The sequence below is a fragment of the Faecalicatena orotica genome (genome assembly GCF_003149245.1).
In the GTDB taxonomy this organism is placed as follows: Bacteria; Bacillota; Clostridia; order Lachnospirales; family Lachnospiraceae; genus Faecalicatena_A; species Faecalicatena_A orotica.
The window spans coordinates 285,017-300,406 of record NZ_QGDL01000005.1; the positions used below are offsets into that span (position 1 = coordinate 285,017).

At 47.2% G+C, this 15,390-nt stretch carries 15 protein-coding genes; 14 read left to right on the plus strand and 1 reads right to left on the minus strand.

The features are described from left to right. Positions 1-38: 38 nt before the first annotated feature. The 14 genes from A8806_RS10185 to A8806_RS10250 all read left to right on the plus strand — a co-directional run bounded on the left by A8806_RS10185 (position 39) and on the right by A8806_RS10250 (position 14,614). Positions 39-758 carry a radical SAM protein gene (locus A8806_RS10185; RefSeq protein ID WP_109731080.1) on the plus strand — a complete coding sequence of 240 codons (720 nt, stop codon included), beginning with the start codon at positions 39-41 and terminating at the stop codon, positions 756-758. Between the two features lie 24 nt (positions 759-782). Next, entirely contained in the window at positions 783-1,967 is a 1,185-nt protein-coding gene (locus A8806_RS10190; RefSeq protein ID WP_109731081.1) for an iron-containing alcohol dehydrogenase, read from the plus strand. 3 nt (positions 1,968-1,970) lie between these two features. Beyond that, entirely contained in the window at positions 1,971-3,395 is a 1,425-nt protein-coding gene (locus tag A8806_RS10195) for an L-fucose/L-arabinose isomerase family protein (RefSeq protein WP_109731082.1), read from the plus strand. Positions 3,396-3,410: 15 nt separating this feature from the next. Then, on the plus strand, positions 3,411-4,367 hold the full coding sequence (locus tag A8806_RS10200; protein WP_181368654.1) for a carbohydrate kinase family protein: 957 nt from the start codon (positions 3,411-3,413) through the stop codon (positions 4,365-4,367). 68 nt (positions 4,368-4,435) lie between these two features. After that, entirely contained in the window at positions 4,436-5,434 is a 999-nt protein-coding gene (locus tag A8806_RS10205; RefSeq protein ID WP_109731084.1) for a LacI family DNA-binding transcriptional regulator, read from the plus strand. Positions 5,435-5,447: 13 nt separating this feature from the next. After that, positions 5,448-6,098 (plus strand): DUF4867 family protein, encoded by a 651-nt coding sequence (locus tag A8806_RS10210; protein WP_181368655.1) that lies wholly within the window; start codon positions 5,448-5,450, stop codon positions 6,096-6,098. A gap of 43 nt (positions 6,099-6,141) precedes the next feature. Then, positions 6,142-7,101, plus strand: a complete 960-nt coding sequence (locus A8806_RS10215; RefSeq protein ID WP_109731086.1) for an aldose 1-epimerase — start codon at positions 6,142-6,144, stop codon at positions 7,099-7,101. Between the two features lie 61 nt (positions 7,102-7,162). Next, positions 7,163-8,500, plus strand: coding sequence for an ABC transporter substrate-binding protein (locus A8806_RS10220; RefSeq protein ID WP_109731087.1), 1,338 nt, complete (start codon positions 7,163-7,165; stop codon positions 8,498-8,500). 94 nt (positions 8,501-8,594) lie between these two features. Next, a complete protein-coding gene (locus A8806_RS10225; RefSeq protein WP_109731088.1) occupies positions 8,595-9,437 on the plus strand; it encodes a carbohydrate ABC transporter permease in 843 nt (280 codons plus the stop codon). Beyond that, positions 9,434-10,279 carry a carbohydrate ABC transporter permease gene (locus A8806_RS10230; RefSeq protein ID WP_109731089.1) on the plus strand — a complete coding sequence of 282 codons (846 nt, stop codon included), beginning with the start codon at positions 9,434-9,436 and terminating at the stop codon, positions 10,277-10,279. The genes A8806_RS10225 and A8806_RS10230 overlap by 4 nt, the downstream gene beginning before the upstream one ends. Positions 10,280-10,348: 69 nt before the next feature. Continuing rightward, positions 10,349-11,293 (plus strand): aldo/keto reductase, encoded by a 945-nt coding sequence (locus A8806_RS10235; protein ID WP_109731090.1) that lies wholly within the window; start codon positions 10,349-10,351, stop codon positions 11,291-11,293. A 166-nt stretch (positions 11,294-11,459) separates the two neighbouring features. Next, the gene (locus tag A8806_RS10240) at positions 11,460-12,896 is read left to right on the plus strand and encodes an NAD(P)/FAD-dependent oxidoreductase (RefSeq protein WP_109731127.1); all 1,437 of its coding nucleotides are present in this window, start codon (positions 11,460-11,462) and stop codon (positions 12,894-12,896) included. Positions 12,897-12,940: 44 nt separating this feature from the next. After that, positions 12,941-14,245, plus strand: coding sequence for an NAD(P)/FAD-dependent oxidoreductase (locus A8806_RS10245; RefSeq protein WP_109731091.1), 1,305 nt, complete (start codon positions 12,941-12,943; stop codon positions 14,243-14,245). 3 nt (positions 14,246-14,248) lie between these two features. Next, on the plus strand, positions 14,249-14,614 hold the full coding sequence (locus A8806_RS10250; protein ID WP_109731092.1) for a DUF1667 domain-containing protein: 366 nt from the start codon (positions 14,249-14,251) through the stop codon (positions 14,612-14,614). An 18-nt stretch (positions 14,615-14,632) separates the two neighbouring features. Here the strand turns inward: A8806_RS10250 and A8806_RS10255 are convergent, their stop codons facing one another. Further along, entirely contained in the window at positions 14,633-15,340 is a 708-nt protein-coding gene (locus A8806_RS10255; protein WP_109731093.1) for a GntR family transcriptional regulator, read from the minus strand. Positions 15,341-15,390: the final 50 nt, after the last annotated feature.

Consider the following 15,390-nt stretch of genomic DNA (forward strand, 5'->3'; position numbering starts at 1 on the left):
TGCCGGAGCCCATACAGGCGGGGCTTATAGGAGGTATTATGGAAACGGGAAGGATATTCGATACAAAGGAATTTGCCGTTTACGATGGAGAGGGAATCCGCGTGACGTATTTCCTGCAGGGATGTCCGCTGAGATGTGAGTGGTGCCATAACCCTGAGGGGCAGCCGGTGGAAGGCGGCAGGACGGTTCGTTCCGTTGAAATCATAGATGAGATCAGGGATTATGCCGTTATGTGGAAAGGATGCACAGGTGGTGTGACTTTTTCGGGAGGCGAGCCGTTGATGCAGGAAGCTTTTCTGGCGGAAATCATGGATGGGATTGGTGATGTCTCAAAAGCGATTGAGACTTCGGCTGCCGTTCGGGGGCAGGTCTTTCAAAATATATGCAGGCGGGCCGACTTTGTGTATGTAGATCTGAAGCTGATGGATGAAGAACAGCACAGACGGTATACAGGAATATCCAACAGACTTATTCTGGACAATATCCGTTGGCTGGCAGAAACAGATATTCCATGCACGGTCCGGATCCCCATGATACCGGGGGTTAATGCAACAGAGGAAAATTACAGGCAGACAGCAGAGTTTTTAGCAGGACTTCCAAGGAAACTTCCAGTGGAACTTTTACCTTACAATACCCTGACAAGGGCGAAATACGATGCAATTCACAAGGAATATAGAATTAGTTTTGATGAAGAGGATGCTGTTTGTGAAGACACACAGATATTTACACGATATGGAATCCCATGTGGGATTTTATAAAATAAAAGAAAAGGAGTGATGGCTATGAAAAATTTTGAATTCCGGAACCCTACGAAAATTATCTTTGGAAAAGGGACGGAGAAGGAAGTCGGGAAAGAATGTGCCCGATATGCAAAGAAGGTACTTTTACATTACGGAGCCGGAAGCGTTATACGAAGCGGCCTTCTGGACAAAGTGAAAAAGTCTCTTGAGGAGGCACAGGTGGAGTATGTGGAACTGGGAGGTGTAAAACCGAACCCGAGGATCAGCCTTGTCAGAGAAGCTATTGAGCTTTGCAAAAAAGAAGAGGTTGGATTCATTCTGGCTGTGGGAGGCGGCAGTGTCATTGACTCTGCAAAGGCAGCTGCAATGGGAATCAAATATGACGGTGATGTGTGGGATTTATATGCTAAAAAAGCAGAACCGGTCGGAGCGGTAGGCGTAGGTGTCGTACTGACGATACCGGCTGCAGGCAGTGAATCCAGCAACTCGTCGGTTCTGTCCAATGAGGAGGAAGGGCTGAAACGTTCCTGCGATTCAGATGATATTTATCCGAAATTCTCTATCCTGAACCCGGAGATTACCTATACAATGCCGAGATACCAGATCGCATGCGGATGTGTGGATATTATGGCACATATCATGGAACGCTATTTTACACAGACACCGAACAATGGAGTATCAGACCGCATGGCCGAGGCACTTTTGAAGAACATGATCCATTTTGCACCGAAAGCTCTGGCAGAGCCGGAGAATTATGATTACCGTGCAGAAATCATGTGGAACGGGACACTTGCACATAACAATTTAATCAACTGCGGCAGACAGGCAGACTGGGCAAGCCATCCGATCGAGCATGAGCTGAGCGCAGAGTACGATATGGCTCACGGCGGCGGACTTGCAATCATCTATCCTGCATTTATGAAATATGTATACAGACAGAGACTTCCCCAATTTATCCGCTTTGCAACAGAAGTATGGGGTGTTGAGTATGACAGGGATGATGCAGAAGCAACAGCATACGAAGGCATTGTCAGATTAGAGGCGTTCTTCCGGTCACTGGGACTTCCTACAAGACTTGAGGATGCCGGAATCGAAGCCGACGATGCTAAGTTACATTTCCTGGCTAAGCGCTGTGACAGAAATGAACTTGGAAAGGTCGGACATTTTGTAGAACTGGAAACAGAGGATGTAGAAGCTATTTATCATTTAGCAAAAAAGGAGGGCTAAGATATGCCAGAGTCAGTAGTAAAGATCGGATACGCAGCTACAAGAAGAGGCTGCTTTAATCACCCGGAGGGACATGAATTCCGCGAGAAAATCAAAGAAATGGTTTCCGGATGGGGGGCAGAACTGGTTGACATTGACGGTATTAATGACGAAGGACTTCTCGTAGAGCCGTCAGATGTGGCAAAAGCGGTAAAAGTTTTCAAGGATGCAGAGGTAGACGGACTCTTCATTGCAAACTGCAATTTCGGTGAGGAATCTGTTGCCGCTATGGTGGCAAAGGAAGTGAATAAACCTATCCTGCTTTGGGGACCTAGGGACAACACACCTGTACCTGATGAGGACCGCTACAGAGATACACAGTGCGGGCTGTTCGCGATTGGCAAGGCACTGCGCCGGTACAATCTGCCATTTACCTACATTCCGAATGTGGCACTGGAAGATCCGGTCTTTGAAAAAGGATACAAATCATTCGTGGCAGTCTGCTCCATCGTCAAGAACTTTAAGAAAACAAGAGTCCTGCAGATCAGTACCCGCCCACAGCCTTTCTGGAGCGTTATCTGTAATGAAGGCGAGCTGGTTGAGAAGTTCGGAATCGAGGTATTCCCGGTTACGATCCAGGATGTCAAGGATATGACAGAGGAATTGGAAAAAACAGACAGTCCGCTTGTTAAGGAAGCGAGGGCACGTTTTGAAAACAGCCTCTGCCTCAAAGGAATTTCAGAAGAACAGCTTATGAACAGCGTCCGCCTCTATGTGGCTGTAAAAGAACTGTGCAGGATCAATGACTGCAATTCTGTAGCAATCCACTGCTGGGGACCGCTTCAGAAGGCAGTAAAATCAGCTACATGTACAGTGAACAGCCTTCTGACGGAAGAAGGAATCCCTGTTGCATGTGAGACAGATATACATGGCGCGATTACATCCATTATTCTGCAGTCAGCAGTATTCTGCACGAGATCCATATTCTTTGCAGACCTGACGATCCGCCATCCGGAAAATGACAATGCAGAGCTTTTATGGCACTGCGGAAACTTCCCGCCGTCACTGGCAAGGGAAGGGGCAGAGCACAAGGTAGAGCTTCTCTGTCAGGATCTGGGACCGATGCCGACACAGAACCACTGGGAGATTGAACACGGAGATATTACTGTATGCCGTTTCGATGGAGATCATGGCGAATACCAGCTGCTGATCGGTGAAGGCAAAGGCGTGGATGGACCGAAGACACGCGGTACATACAGCTGGTTCGAAGTCAATGACTGGCCGATGTGGGAAGAGCACCTTGTAAAGGGCCCTTATATCCACCACTGTGCGGGAGTACACGGCAAAGTAGCACATATCCTGTATGAAGCATGTAAATATATCGGCATAAAGGCTGATCCGGTCTCACCGACAAAGGAAGAGATTGAAGCATACTGGAGAAGCGTATAAAGCGGAGGAATGTATATGGACGTTGTAGGAGTAGGATACCCGGTGCAGGATATGCTTGTCCGGATTGAGCAGATACCAAAGGCACGTGTCCATGTCTTGTCCAAGATCCTTTCTTCCAGCTGGCAGGGGGGCGGCATGGTCTCTACAGGACTGGCCGCAGCTTCCGTGCTGGGGGCCAGGGCAGGGATTATCGGAGTAGTGGGAGGCGATCTTTATGGGAAAGCCTGTATCAATGACTTCAAGATGAACGGAGTGGATACGAGTCATTTATACGTAGATGAAGAAGGAACGACCAACTACACCATTGTTTTGACCGAGACATACACGAAAGAGCGCTGTTTCGTCGCGAATGACGGGAGTAAGAGGAATCTGAAGGCTGAAGAGCTGGATGAGGCATATATAAGCCAGGCAAAATATCTGCTTGTTACAGAAATGGATGAAATTAGTATTAAGGCTGCCATCATAGCCAGAGCGAATGGCGTGAAAGTTGTCATTGATGCTGACCTTTATGAAAAAAGAACAATGGATAACATAGAACTGATTGATGTATTCATTTGTTCCGAAGAATTTTATCAGGGCATGTTCGAGGATGAGGATTATATAGGGCACTGCAGGGAAATACAGGCAATGGGGCCGGAAGTGGCACTCGTAACGCTGGGCGACAAAGGATGCAGGGGCGTATATAAGGATACCGTCATCGACCAGAAGGCATTTACAGAGATAGACGTTGTGGATACGAATGGGGCAGGTGATGTATTCCACGGAGCATTCATATATGGAATGCTTCAGGGCTGGGAACCGGAGTATATCGCAAGGTTTGCATCTGCTGTTTCTGCGATCAAATGTACAAGGCAGGGAGGACGTGCAGGAATCCCGGATGCAGAAACGACCAGAAAGTTTCTGGAGACAGGCGTGATCGACTATACCGAAATTGATAAAAGGGTAGATATTTATAAAAAAGGCTTATTTTAACTCTCTTGTTTTGCAAATTTGAACGTTAATATATATAATAGAAGAAAAAAAGAGAGGAAGCATCCATAATGAATAAAAGAAAAGTAACATTGAAAGATATCGCAGAAAAAACAGGGTTTTCAATCAATACAGTATCGTTGGCAATGAAGGGACAGAGAGTGAGTGAGGATACGAGGAAACTGATTGTGGAGACAGCAGAGGAGATGGGATATATCGGAAATGCCCTTGCAAGTTCCATGCGCTCCGGCCTGACGGGCACGATTGCCATCATAGTCGGAGATATTGCCAACCCGTATTTTGCGTCAATCATTAAGGGTGCTGTGAACTTATTAAGCGCACAGCAGTACAGTGCAATCATTTACAATACAGAGGAGCGGGAAGACTATGAGAAGAATAGTATCCTTTCCGCGCTCAGACAGAATGTAGACGGAATCTTGTATTGTCCGGTAGTAAAGGATGGACCGAATACAGAGCTGCTGGCAAAATCCAATATTCCGTTTGTGATTTTTGGAGGTATCAGTCAGAACCCGGAAATTAATACGGTGGGACTGGATGATGAGAAAGGCGGATATATTGCAACACAGTACCTTCTGGAAAGAGGGCACAGAGACATTGTGTTTTTAAACGGACCTGATTTTGCACACAGCAGCAAAGAACGTCTGAGTGGGTATAAACAGGCTTTACTGGAGGCAGGGATTCCTTACGATGAAAGAAAAGTACTGCACTGCGACCTGAAAAACGACAAGATGATATGGGATCAGGTGAAATACCAGTTGAGCCAGGTACTCGATTATACGGGAGTAATTACTTACAGTGATATGACAGCCATGCGGCTGTATTCACTGCTGGACAGCGAAGATTTTAAGGACAAAGCGATAAGTGCGCGGGATATTATAGGGTTTGATCATGTTATGGCGACATTTCCTTTACCGATAAAGATTGCCAGCGTGGGAGCGAAGGATATTAAGATGTCAGTTGTTGCTACGAGTCTTCTTTTGGACCTGATACACAAAACCTCTCAGGAGGTCAAGAAAATTGTGCTGGATGTAAAGGTGTATGTCCCATAAAAAAGGAGAAGAAATGGGACAGATATATGATATAACCAATGAGCGGTTTGCCCGTTATGGAAGGATTCTGGAAGGACTGCCGGTAGAGGAACTGATCCGGGTGGCCGGCAGCTTTGGCAGGGACTTTGACGGGGTGAAATATGAACGTTCAATTAAGGAACTGGAAGAAACGGAAGACTTCCGGTATATTGAACAATGGTTTGGAGGAGAAGGTGCACTTCAGTGCGGACTTTGCTGGGGACACAATATAAAAATGAATGCAGTGGAGTACCACCATTCTTCTGAAATTAATATCGGGGCGAAGGACATGGTCCTGATGCTGGGAGATCTGCGTGACGTAAAGGATAACCACTATGACTCTGAATTGCTGGAACTGTTCTTTGTCCCGAAGGGGACTGCAGTCGAACTTTTTGGAACGACGCTGCATTTCGCACCGTGTCAGACGAGTAATACAGGTTTTGCTACAGCGATTATTCTTCCGGAGATGACGAATGCTCCGCTAAGTGAAGAAACCAGAAAAGCAATCCCCCAGAGACAGGGCGAAGAGAGACTGTTGTTCGGTAATAATAAGTGGATGATTGCACATCCGGAGTGTGACGATGCAAAGAACAGCTTTGCTTACCCGGGCGTGACAGGAGAGAATCGGACAGTTGTAATTGAGTAAAAGCAAAAATATCCCAGACTGATATTGAGAAGGATGTGTTCGGATGAAGAAGCGATTTAATTATGAAACTATACATCACAGGGAATACGGGAATGTCATCGTACTGCGAAGTACAGATGAATCAGGAAAAGAACAGAAACTATATCTTGCGCCGGATTACGGCTTTAATCTGATCGGGTATGAAGCGGGACAGGAAGACCTGATTTATACCAGACCGGAAACATTGAGAAATGAAGGGTTTTCTGGAATTCCTGTTTTATACCCGACACCGAACCGTGTAAAGGATGCAAGGTTTCAGTTTAAAGGAAAGATATATTCAATTGAAAAAAACGGTGTGCCACGGTATCTGCATGGACTTGTGTACGATGAGAAATGGACGGCGGGCCAGCCGGAGTTTACCGAACAGGGCGTGAAGGTGTGTGCATGGATCGAGTTTAAAGAGGGAAGCGCCCCTTATCAAAGCTTTCCGTGGAGGCATACCCTGAAGGTATCATGGGAGCTGACAGTGAACGGGATACGGCTGGAATATGAGGTACATAATCAGGGGCAGGAGGAACTGCCGTTCGGATTTGCAATCCACCCGTTTTTCCCGGTATATGCATTTGGTGAGACAGCAAAGATACGGGTTCCTGCGAAGCAGGTATTTGAAAGTACACCGGACCGCTTCCCGACAGGAAAGATTCTTAAGACCGGGGGGACCGGCTTCGACTTAAGCAGGCCCCGCGAGGTAACAAGCCTTTCGCTGGATGACGTATATACCGGGTTAAGTGGTCAGGAGGCGGAAATCAGCTACGGCAGGAACCGGCTTGTATTATCTGCATCCAGTGAATTTGATAAGATGGTAGTATTTACACCGGAGGAAGATTTCTTTTGTCTGGAAAACCAGACCTGTATGACGGACGCGCATAACTTCTATAACAAAGGATATGAAAAAAGCGGTCTGATTATTGCAGAGCCTGGCAGCGTACACAGAGGATGGATCGAAATGACGGCATATATCTAAATAATATCAGGACAGGGGATTTTTGATAAAAAATGAAGTGCGATGAAAGGGAGGTATTAAAATGAAAAGAAGAGATTTATTCTCAAAAATTGCAGCGGCAGCACTGTGCGTAACGATGAGCGCGGCTCTGATTGCCGGATGTGGATCGGGATCTGATTCTAAAGATGAAGATAAGAATTCCGGTAAAGGCGGCGGAAAAACCGAGACTGTAGAGATTCTGACACAGTTCGGAGAGGCCGGCAAGAAAGCCGGGCTGGAAGCAATCAGCCGGGAAGTGGAAAAAGCACATCCGGAGTACAAGTTTGAAATTATCTGCCTGTCTTATGACAAGTATGTAGAGCGGCTGAAACAGGAAATGTCTGCTGGCGACCCTCCAAGTATTTTCACAGGACGTCCGAAAGAATTCCCCGAATTTGTCAAGGCAGGACAGGTGTATGACCTGACAAATGAGGACTTTATCAACGACTTTGATGAAAAACTCCGCGCAGAAGTAACACTGGACGGAAAAATATGGTCCGTACCATATGATAAAGAAATCTACGGTGTATTCTATCGTCAGGAGCTGCTGGATAAGTATGGCCTGGAGATTCCGACAACCAAAGCAGAATGGATCAAGGTATGTGATACCTTAAAAGAAAACGGTGTAACACCGGTTGCCTTTGGCGGCGCAGACACAGATCCGTGTAACTACACACTGGAGACTTTCTGGGATGCAGCCCTGATTGCGGGAGGCAATACCGATGCAATCCAGAAGGTTATGGACAAAGAAATTTCAATCAAAGATGTTCCGGAATTCAAGCAGGCATTGAAAAATGCATATGAGATGCTGATTCCATATATTGAAGTAAATGACATGAGTATCACCAGAGATACTGCATATGAGAACTTCTGCTCAATGGACCGCGCATTTACAATTCACGGAAACTTCTGTGCAAGCATCCTGCGTGAAGGCGCACCTGACGGAGAGATCGGAATATTCCCAGTTCCGTGGGGCGATGACAAGTCAACAGATAAGCTCCGCTACGGCGTGGATGATGCCATGATGATCGCTGCAGAGGGCAATACGGAAGCAGCGCTGGCCTGGATGAAATATGCAACTTCAGCAGAAGGCCTAAGCATATGGGCGGATAACAGCAAGTCTTATTCAGCATCAAAACTGGTTGCTGAAATTGAGAATCCAGATCCGATCAACCAGGATATTAACAAATATTTTGATAACGGTGAATATTATTTCAAAGGCGACCTTAAATATTTTGACGGAAGTTACCTGTCAGAGTGGCAGAACATGGCTCAGAAATTCTTTTCAGACGGACTCGCAGCTTATGGTGACGGGAAAGATTCCGAAGAATTTGTAACAGGCTTCCTCGATGAAGTTGATTCCAGATTTTCCGCTTTTTAAGGGCATCTGGTTTTGAAAGCTTCCGCTGCCCGGCAGGGTGTGCCAGACAGGTTCTGCGGGCAGGCGGACAGCTTGGGAAAGGAACGGTGGAAGTATGAAGCGGTATTGGAAAAGAGAACGGGTTTATTTACTATTTTTGCTGCCAACGGTACTATTCATGATTGTTTTCCTGTACTATCCATTAATCCGTGGCATCCCGATTGCCTTTACAGACTGGGACGGGTTCAGCAAGACTTCGAACTTTGTCGGACTGGATAATTTCAAGCGTATCCTGCGTGATATCAATATCCCGAGGGATTTAAAGAATACACTCCTGTTTACAGCGATTGAAACTGTCATCTGTAATGTGATCGGGCTAGCTATGGCACTTGCGGTAAAGAAAGCAACCAAGTTAAACAACCTGTTAAGAACATTGTTTTTTATGCCTTTTGTAATCAGTCTGGTTTTATCATCATATATGGTACAGTACCTTATCTATCAGGTATGCCAGACCTTCTCATGGACCAGCCCTCTGGCTGTGCCCAGCCAGGTAATTCCGGGTCTTGCCCTGATTGCCATATGGCGTGATTCCGGATACTGTATGATTATTTACATAGCGGCTATTCTGGGTGTAGATGAAAGTATGTACGAAAGTGCCTCTATAGAAGGGGCGACAAGGTTCCAGCAGTTCAGAAAAATTACGATGCCGATGATAGTACCTGCATTTACAGCTAACGTAACGCTGCTTTTGTCCTGGGGACTGAAGTTATTCGATTACTCTATGACAGCGGTAAAAGGAGATGCATCAGAGTCCATCAATGTCTATGTATACAGGATGATCTTCCCGGGATATCAGGCTGGATACGGGCAGGCGGTCGCACTGGTATGGCTGATTGTCGTATTTATCATTACTAACTTTGTATCGAAAACATTACGAAAGAGGGAGGTAGAACTATGACAAGGAAAAAACGTCTCTCTTCTGTATTACAGAATATATTTAAGATTGCCGTACTGGTTCTCTTTATGAGCCCGTTTTATGTGGCACTGAATTATGCACTTAAGACAAAACAGGAGATTGCACAGACCGGTCTGGCGTGGCCGAAAGAACTGCACTTTGAGAATTTTACGGAAGCGATCCGCCAGACTTATGTCGCAGGAATGCCTTTCTTTAAAGTACTGATGAATACTGTGATTGCTACATTGGTAGGTACGGCACTTATTGTATTTATTTCCGCTATGGCGGCGTATGCAATTGCACGCAGGAAAGGAAAAATATATTCCATCTGTTACACGCTGATGGTTGTTACATTACTTGTGCCGATCCAGGCATATATGTTCCCTCTGTATGATGAACTGAGGGGGATGGGACTGCTGAATACGAACCTTGGCTTTATATTGGCGAAGGTCGGGGCACAGGTCGGGTACAGTGTCATCATTACGACCGGATTCGTAAAAAATATTTCGGTGGAAATAGAGGAAGCAGCACTGATTGACGGGGCCAGTATCCCGAAAATGTTTGTAAAGATTGTCATGCCGCTTCTGAAACCTATTTTCATGACCTCAATTGTCATCAATGCACTGAGTATCTGGAATGATTTCGGACTGGCGTTCATCGTACTGACGAAGCCGGCGAATTATGTACTGCCTTTGCTTCAGTTTACATTTATTACATCGAATACATCTATGTTGAATCTGGCATTTGCATTATTCCTCCTGACAATGATTCCGATCCTGCTTCTGTATTTGTTCCTGCAGAAATACATAGTCAGTGGTATCATGCTCGGCTCGGTGAAGGGGTAAGTGACTTCGGGAAAAGGAAAAGCGGTACAGTGAAAATAAGTTATTGAAAGATAAGGAGACTTGTATAATATGAAAACAATAAAATTAGGCGGCGCCTTAGAGGCATCCGCAATTGGCCTTGGATGTATGCGTATGGAAAATCTGGATGTAGCGGATGCGCAGAAAGTAATCGATGCAGCCGTAGAATCAGGGATCACATTTTTTGACCATGCAGACTGTTATGGATTTGGTAAGTCAGAAGAAATCTTTGCAGAAGCACTGGAAAGAACAGACATCCGCAGAGAGGACCTGGTCATTCAGTCAAAATGTGGAATCCGGAAAGGCCGCGGCAGATATCCGTTCTGTAAACAGTACTATGATTTTTCAAAGGAACATATCATTGAGGCGGTTGATGCAATCCTTGGCAGGCTGAAGACAGATTACCTCGATACCCTCCTGCTGCACCGTCCTGACACACTGGTTGAGCCTGAGGAGGTTGCAGAGGCGTTCGATATTCTGGCTTCCAAAGGAAAAGTGCGCTACTTCGGTATCAGCAATGAATCTCCTGCACTGGTGAAGCTGCTCCAGAAGGAATTAAACCAGCGGCTGATCGTGAACCAGCTCCAGTTCAGCCCGGCGCACACATGGATGGTTAACCAGCAGATTTATATGAACATGAATGACGGCCAGTCCGTTGGACGCTCCTGTGAAGTACTGGAATACTGCCGTGATAAGAACATTACGATTCAGGCATGGTCACCATTCCAGCATGGATTCTTCGAAGGAACCTTCATCGGGGATTATGAGAAATACCCGGAACTGAATCAGGTACTGGACGATTTTGCCAAAGAAAAGGGCGTGACCCCGGCGGCAGTCGTGATCGCCTGGATACTGCGCCATCCGGCGAAGATACAGCCGATCATCGGAAGCATGAATCCACAGAGGATCCGGAATATTGCAGAAGGGCAGAATATCGAAATCACCAAAGAAGAGTGGTATGAATTATATGGTGCGGCAGGGAATGTGCTGCCATAGTAATGGAATTTAGAGTTGTAATTTAAAAAGGCGGGGTGTATAATAGACGTAGAAATTTATAATGTATGCCTATGAGAACAGAGCCTGGCAGATGACATATCAGCAGATATGTTTATTTGTCGGACTCTGTTTTTGTTCGTTTAAAAGGAATATGGGAGGTATGAAGATGTATGATGTAATTATTATAGGCGCAGGTGTTTCTGGTTCGGCAGCAGCCCGTGAATTGTCCAGATACCAGGTCAGGGCGTGTGTCCTTGAAAAGGCGGAAGATGTATGCTGCGGTACTTCGAAGGCAAACAGCGGGATTGTACACGCGGGGTATGATGCGGCGCCGGGAACCCTGATGGCAAAGCTGAATGTCCGGGGAAATGACAGGATGGGGGAGCTGGCAGAGGAGCTGGATTTCCCGTTTTCCAGAAAAGGGTCACTGGTGATCTGCAGGGAAGAAGAGGGGCTTTTGGCACTGGAGGAGCTTAAGAAACGTGGAGAGTTAAATGGTGTGCAGGGACTTGAAATTCTGAACAGAGAGCAGGTGCTTGAACTGGAGCCGAATGTGACAAAGGATGTCATTGCGGCACTTTACGCACCGAGTGCCGGTATTGTATGCCCGTTCGGACTGAATATTGCCCTTGCCGAAAATGCAAATAGAAATGGCATTGAATTTTATTTTAATACAGAGGTTATGGATATCAGGAAGACTGAAAAAGGATTTTTGCTGGAGACTTCAGCGGGAGTGTATGAGACAAAATATGTTGTGAATGCGGCCGGTGTATATGCAGATCAGTTCCACAACATGGTGAGCAGGGAAAAGCTGCATATCACCCCGAGGAAAGGTGAATATTATCTGTTGGATAAGAGCGCGGGTGACCATGTTTCGAGAACGATCTTTGCACTGCCCGGGAAACTTGGGAAAGGGGTGCTTGTGACGCCGACGGTCCACGGCAACCTGCTTGTCGGGCCTACGGCTGAGGATATTGAAGACAAGGACGGTGTGAATACGACGCCGGAAGGGCTTGCGGCGATCGCTGGGAAGGCGGGGCAGAATGTCAGCGGCCTGCCGCTTAAGAAAGTAATCACCAGTTTTGCAGGTCTGCGTGCCCACGAGGACCGGCATGATTTTGTCATAGGAGAAGTGCAGGACGCCCCGGGCTTTATCGACTGTGCAGGTATCGAATCGCCGGGGCTTACCAGTGCTCCGGCAGTGGGAGAGATGGTTGCCGGGATATTAAAAGATAAACTGAATCTGGAAGTGAATCCGGGTTTTCAGGGGAAGCGGAAGGGGATTTTAGATCCGTCTAAACTTACGATGGAGGAGAGAAACGAACTGATCCGGCAGAATCCGGCTTACGGCAGTATCATCTGCCGCTGTGAAATGATTTCCGAAGGGGAGATTCTTGATGCGATCCACAGGCCGCTGGGGGCCCGCTCGCTCGATGGTGTCAAGCGCAGGACGAGGGCCGGCATGGGGCGCTGCCAGGCAGGTTTTTGTTCCCCGCGTACGATGGAGATACTGGCGAGGGAACTGGGGGAACCGATGGAGGCAGTCACGAAGTCCGGCGGCGGTTCAAGACTGATTGTGGGAACAAACAAGGACAGGATTTAGATATTATTACCGGATTTGGATATTTTTGGCAGGGAGGAAAGAACATGGAACAATATGAGATTGTGATTATCGGCGGCGGCCCGGCAGGACTCTCAGCGGCAGTTTCTGCAAGAAAAGCAGGGGCACAGCGGATTCTGATACTGGAGCGGGATAAGGAGCTGGGGGGAATTTTAAACCAGTGTATCCACAATGGATTTGGGTTACATACATTTAAAGAGGAACTGACGGGACCGGAATATGCGGCCCGGTTTATTGAACAGGCATGTGAGCTCCAGATTGAATACCGGCTGAATACGATGGTTATGGATATCAGCCTGGACAAAACAGTGACGGCTATGAGCCGGGAACTGGGGATGTATCAGATACAGGCAGGGGCGGTCATTCTTGCGATGGGATGCAGGGAACGTTCCAGAGGCGCCCTGAATATACCCGGATACCGTCCGGCTGGGATTTACTCGGCAGGAACAGCTCAGCGGCTCGTCAATATGGAAGGATTTCTCCCGGGGCGCAAAGTAGTAATTCTCGGTTCCGGTGATATCGGCCTGATCATGGCAAGGCGTATGACGCTGGAGGGTGCACAGGTACAGGTGGTGGCGGAACTGATGCCTTACTCCGGCGGGCTGAAACGTAATATTGTGCAGTGTCTGGATGATTACGGGATACCGCTGAAATTAAGCCATACCGTGACCGACATCAAAGGAAGGGAACGGGTCGAGGGGATTACACTTGCTGCGGTTGACGGGAAGGGAAAACCAGTCCCGGGGACGGAAGAAGAGTATGAATGTGACACCCTTCTATTGTCTGTTGGCCTGATCCCCGAGAATGAACTCTCAGGGCAGATGGGCGTGACGCTGAACCCTGTAACCTCAGGTCCGGTTGTGAATGAGAGTCTGGAGACCGATATAGAAGGCGTGTTTGCCTGTGGAAATGTACTGCATGTTCACGATCTGGTTGATTTTGTTTCCGAAGAGGCGGCGATGGCGGGGGAAAATGCGGCACATTATGTGGATAACTCTCAGAGAACAGCGGAAGCATATGAAAAAACGGATTCGGCGGCGGGTCAGGAAGCATCTGCCGCGGTTGCATTAAAGCCGGAGAACGGCGTACGCTATACGGTACCGTCCCTTATCCATCCTGACAGAATGCGAAAGGAGCAGATCATAAGATTCCGTGTAGGCAGTGTATATAAGAACTGCTATATTGGTGTTTATCTGAACGGAGAGAGGATTCTCCACAGGAAGCGCCCGGTCATGGCGCCCGGTGAGATGGAGGAAGTTAAAATCAAAAAATCACAGCTGGCGGGGTTATCCAGACCGGCGGAGCTTAGCATTCAGGTAGAGGAGGCGTAGAAGATGGAACGAAGAGAATTAATCTGCATCGGCTGTCCGATGGGCTGTCCCCTGAGTGTGGAGACAGAGGAAGGGAAAGTGATTTCTGTGACAGGCAATACCTGTCCCAGAGGAGACAGCTATGCAAGAAAAGAAGTTACAAATCCGACGAGGATTGTAACGACGACCGTACGGGTCACAGGCGGTGTACAGGAAATGGTCTCCGTGAAGACGAAAACGGATATTCCGAAGGGAAAAATCTTTGACTGTGTGAAGGCATTAAAAAACGCACAGGCAGAAGCACCTGTACGCATTGGTGATGTAATTCTTCAGAACGCGGCCGGGACCGGAGTTGACATCGTAGCAACGAAAAACGTGGATGCTCTTTGAGCACCATGTTTAGTTTCATTAAATCTCAAATATAAACCGGTCGCTGCGGTAAATCGTGCGTGCCACTTCTACAACCGTTCTGGAGGGCAGGGTCACACAGCGGCAGGTCAGCACAAGACTGGGGGCGTATCCTTTGATTTCAAGAAGGGCACGCTCCCTTTTACTAAGGGAAGAAACCGTGATCTGCGTGTTTTCACTGTGCAGGTTTACATATCCGCAGTTATGGATATAATCATATACTGAAGTGACGGATGCTCCGTCATCCCGGATACACGGGAATAAGTCTTCCGCCATATAGCTGATATGGATCGCCGCGGGCTCACCGTCCAGAATGCGCAGCCGTGTAATTTTATAGACCGGCTCACTAAAATCAACATCCAGCATGGAATGAATCAGCGAATCATCCCGAAGCTTCTGGCAGCCGATATTTTTCGTCTCAAAATGAAGATTCAGAGCCGACATTTTCTCGGAGAAACTTTGATCCGTCATAGAAAGCCGGATTTTCTCACGTTTCCCGGAAAAAAAGCTGCCGTATCCCTGCATTGAATACACATATCCCAGCTCCTTCAGCCGTTCATACGCCTTTCGTATTTCCGAGCGTGTCACCCCGAAACGGACAGCCATCTTATTTTCGCTCGGCATCTTTTCCCCCTTTTTGTACTTACATTCCTGAAATTCGCGAATTAAAACATCTACAATAGATTCCCATGTCCATTTTTTCTTCATTTGCACACATCTCCCATAGATTTCAGACAATGGCCCGCAAAGGGGTCTGA

Coding starts and splice junctions, on each gene's coding strand:
- A8806_RS10185 (WP_109731080.1), top strand. CDS start 39: ATGGAAACGGGAAGGATATTCGATACAAAGGAATTTGCCGTTTACGAT.
- A8806_RS10190 (WP_109731081.1), top strand. CDS start 783: ATGAAAAATTTTGAATTCCGGAACCCTACGAAAATTATCTTTGGAAAA.
- A8806_RS10195 (WP_109731082.1), top strand. CDS start 1,971: ATGCCAGAGTCAGTAGTAAAGATCGGATACGCAGCTACAAGAAGAGGC.
- A8806_RS10200 (WP_181368654.1), top strand. CDS start 3,411: ATGGACGTTGTAGGAGTAGGATACCCGGTGCAGGATATGCTTGTCCGG.
- A8806_RS10205 (WP_109731084.1), top strand. CDS start 4,436: ATGAATAAAAGAAAAGTAACATTGAAAGATATCGCAGAAAAAACAGGG.
- A8806_RS10210 (WP_181368655.1), top strand. CDS start 5,448: ATGGGACAGATATATGATATAACCAATGAGCGGTTTGCCCGTTATGGA.
- A8806_RS10215 (WP_109731086.1), top strand. CDS start 6,142: ATGAAGAAGCGATTTAATTATGAAACTATACATCACAGGGAATACGGG.
- A8806_RS10220 (WP_109731087.1), top strand. CDS start 7,163: ATGAAAAGAAGAGATTTATTCTCAAAAATTGCAGCGGCAGCACTGTGC.
- A8806_RS10225 (WP_109731088.1), top strand. CDS start 8,595: ATGAAGCGGTATTGGAAAAGAGAACGGGTTTATTTACTATTTTTGCTG.
- A8806_RS10230 (WP_109731089.1), top strand. CDS start 9,434: ATGACAAGGAAAAAACGTCTCTCTTCTGTATTACAGAATATATTTAAG.
- A8806_RS10235 (WP_109731090.1), top strand. CDS start 10,349: ATGAAAACAATAAAATTAGGCGGCGCCTTAGAGGCATCCGCAATTGGC.
- A8806_RS10240 (WP_109731127.1), top strand. CDS start 11,460: ATGTATGATGTAATTATTATAGGCGCAGGTGTTTCTGGTTCGGCAGCA.
- A8806_RS10245 (WP_109731091.1), top strand. CDS start 12,941: ATGGAACAATATGAGATTGTGATTATCGGCGGCGGCCCGGCAGGACTC.
- A8806_RS10250 (WP_109731092.1), top strand. CDS start 14,249: ATGGAACGAAGAGAATTAATCTGCATCGGCTGTCCGATGGGCTGTCCC.
- A8806_RS10255 (WP_109731093.1), bottom strand. CDS start 15,340: ATGAAGAAAAAATGGACATGGGAATCTATTGTAGATGTTTTAATTCGC.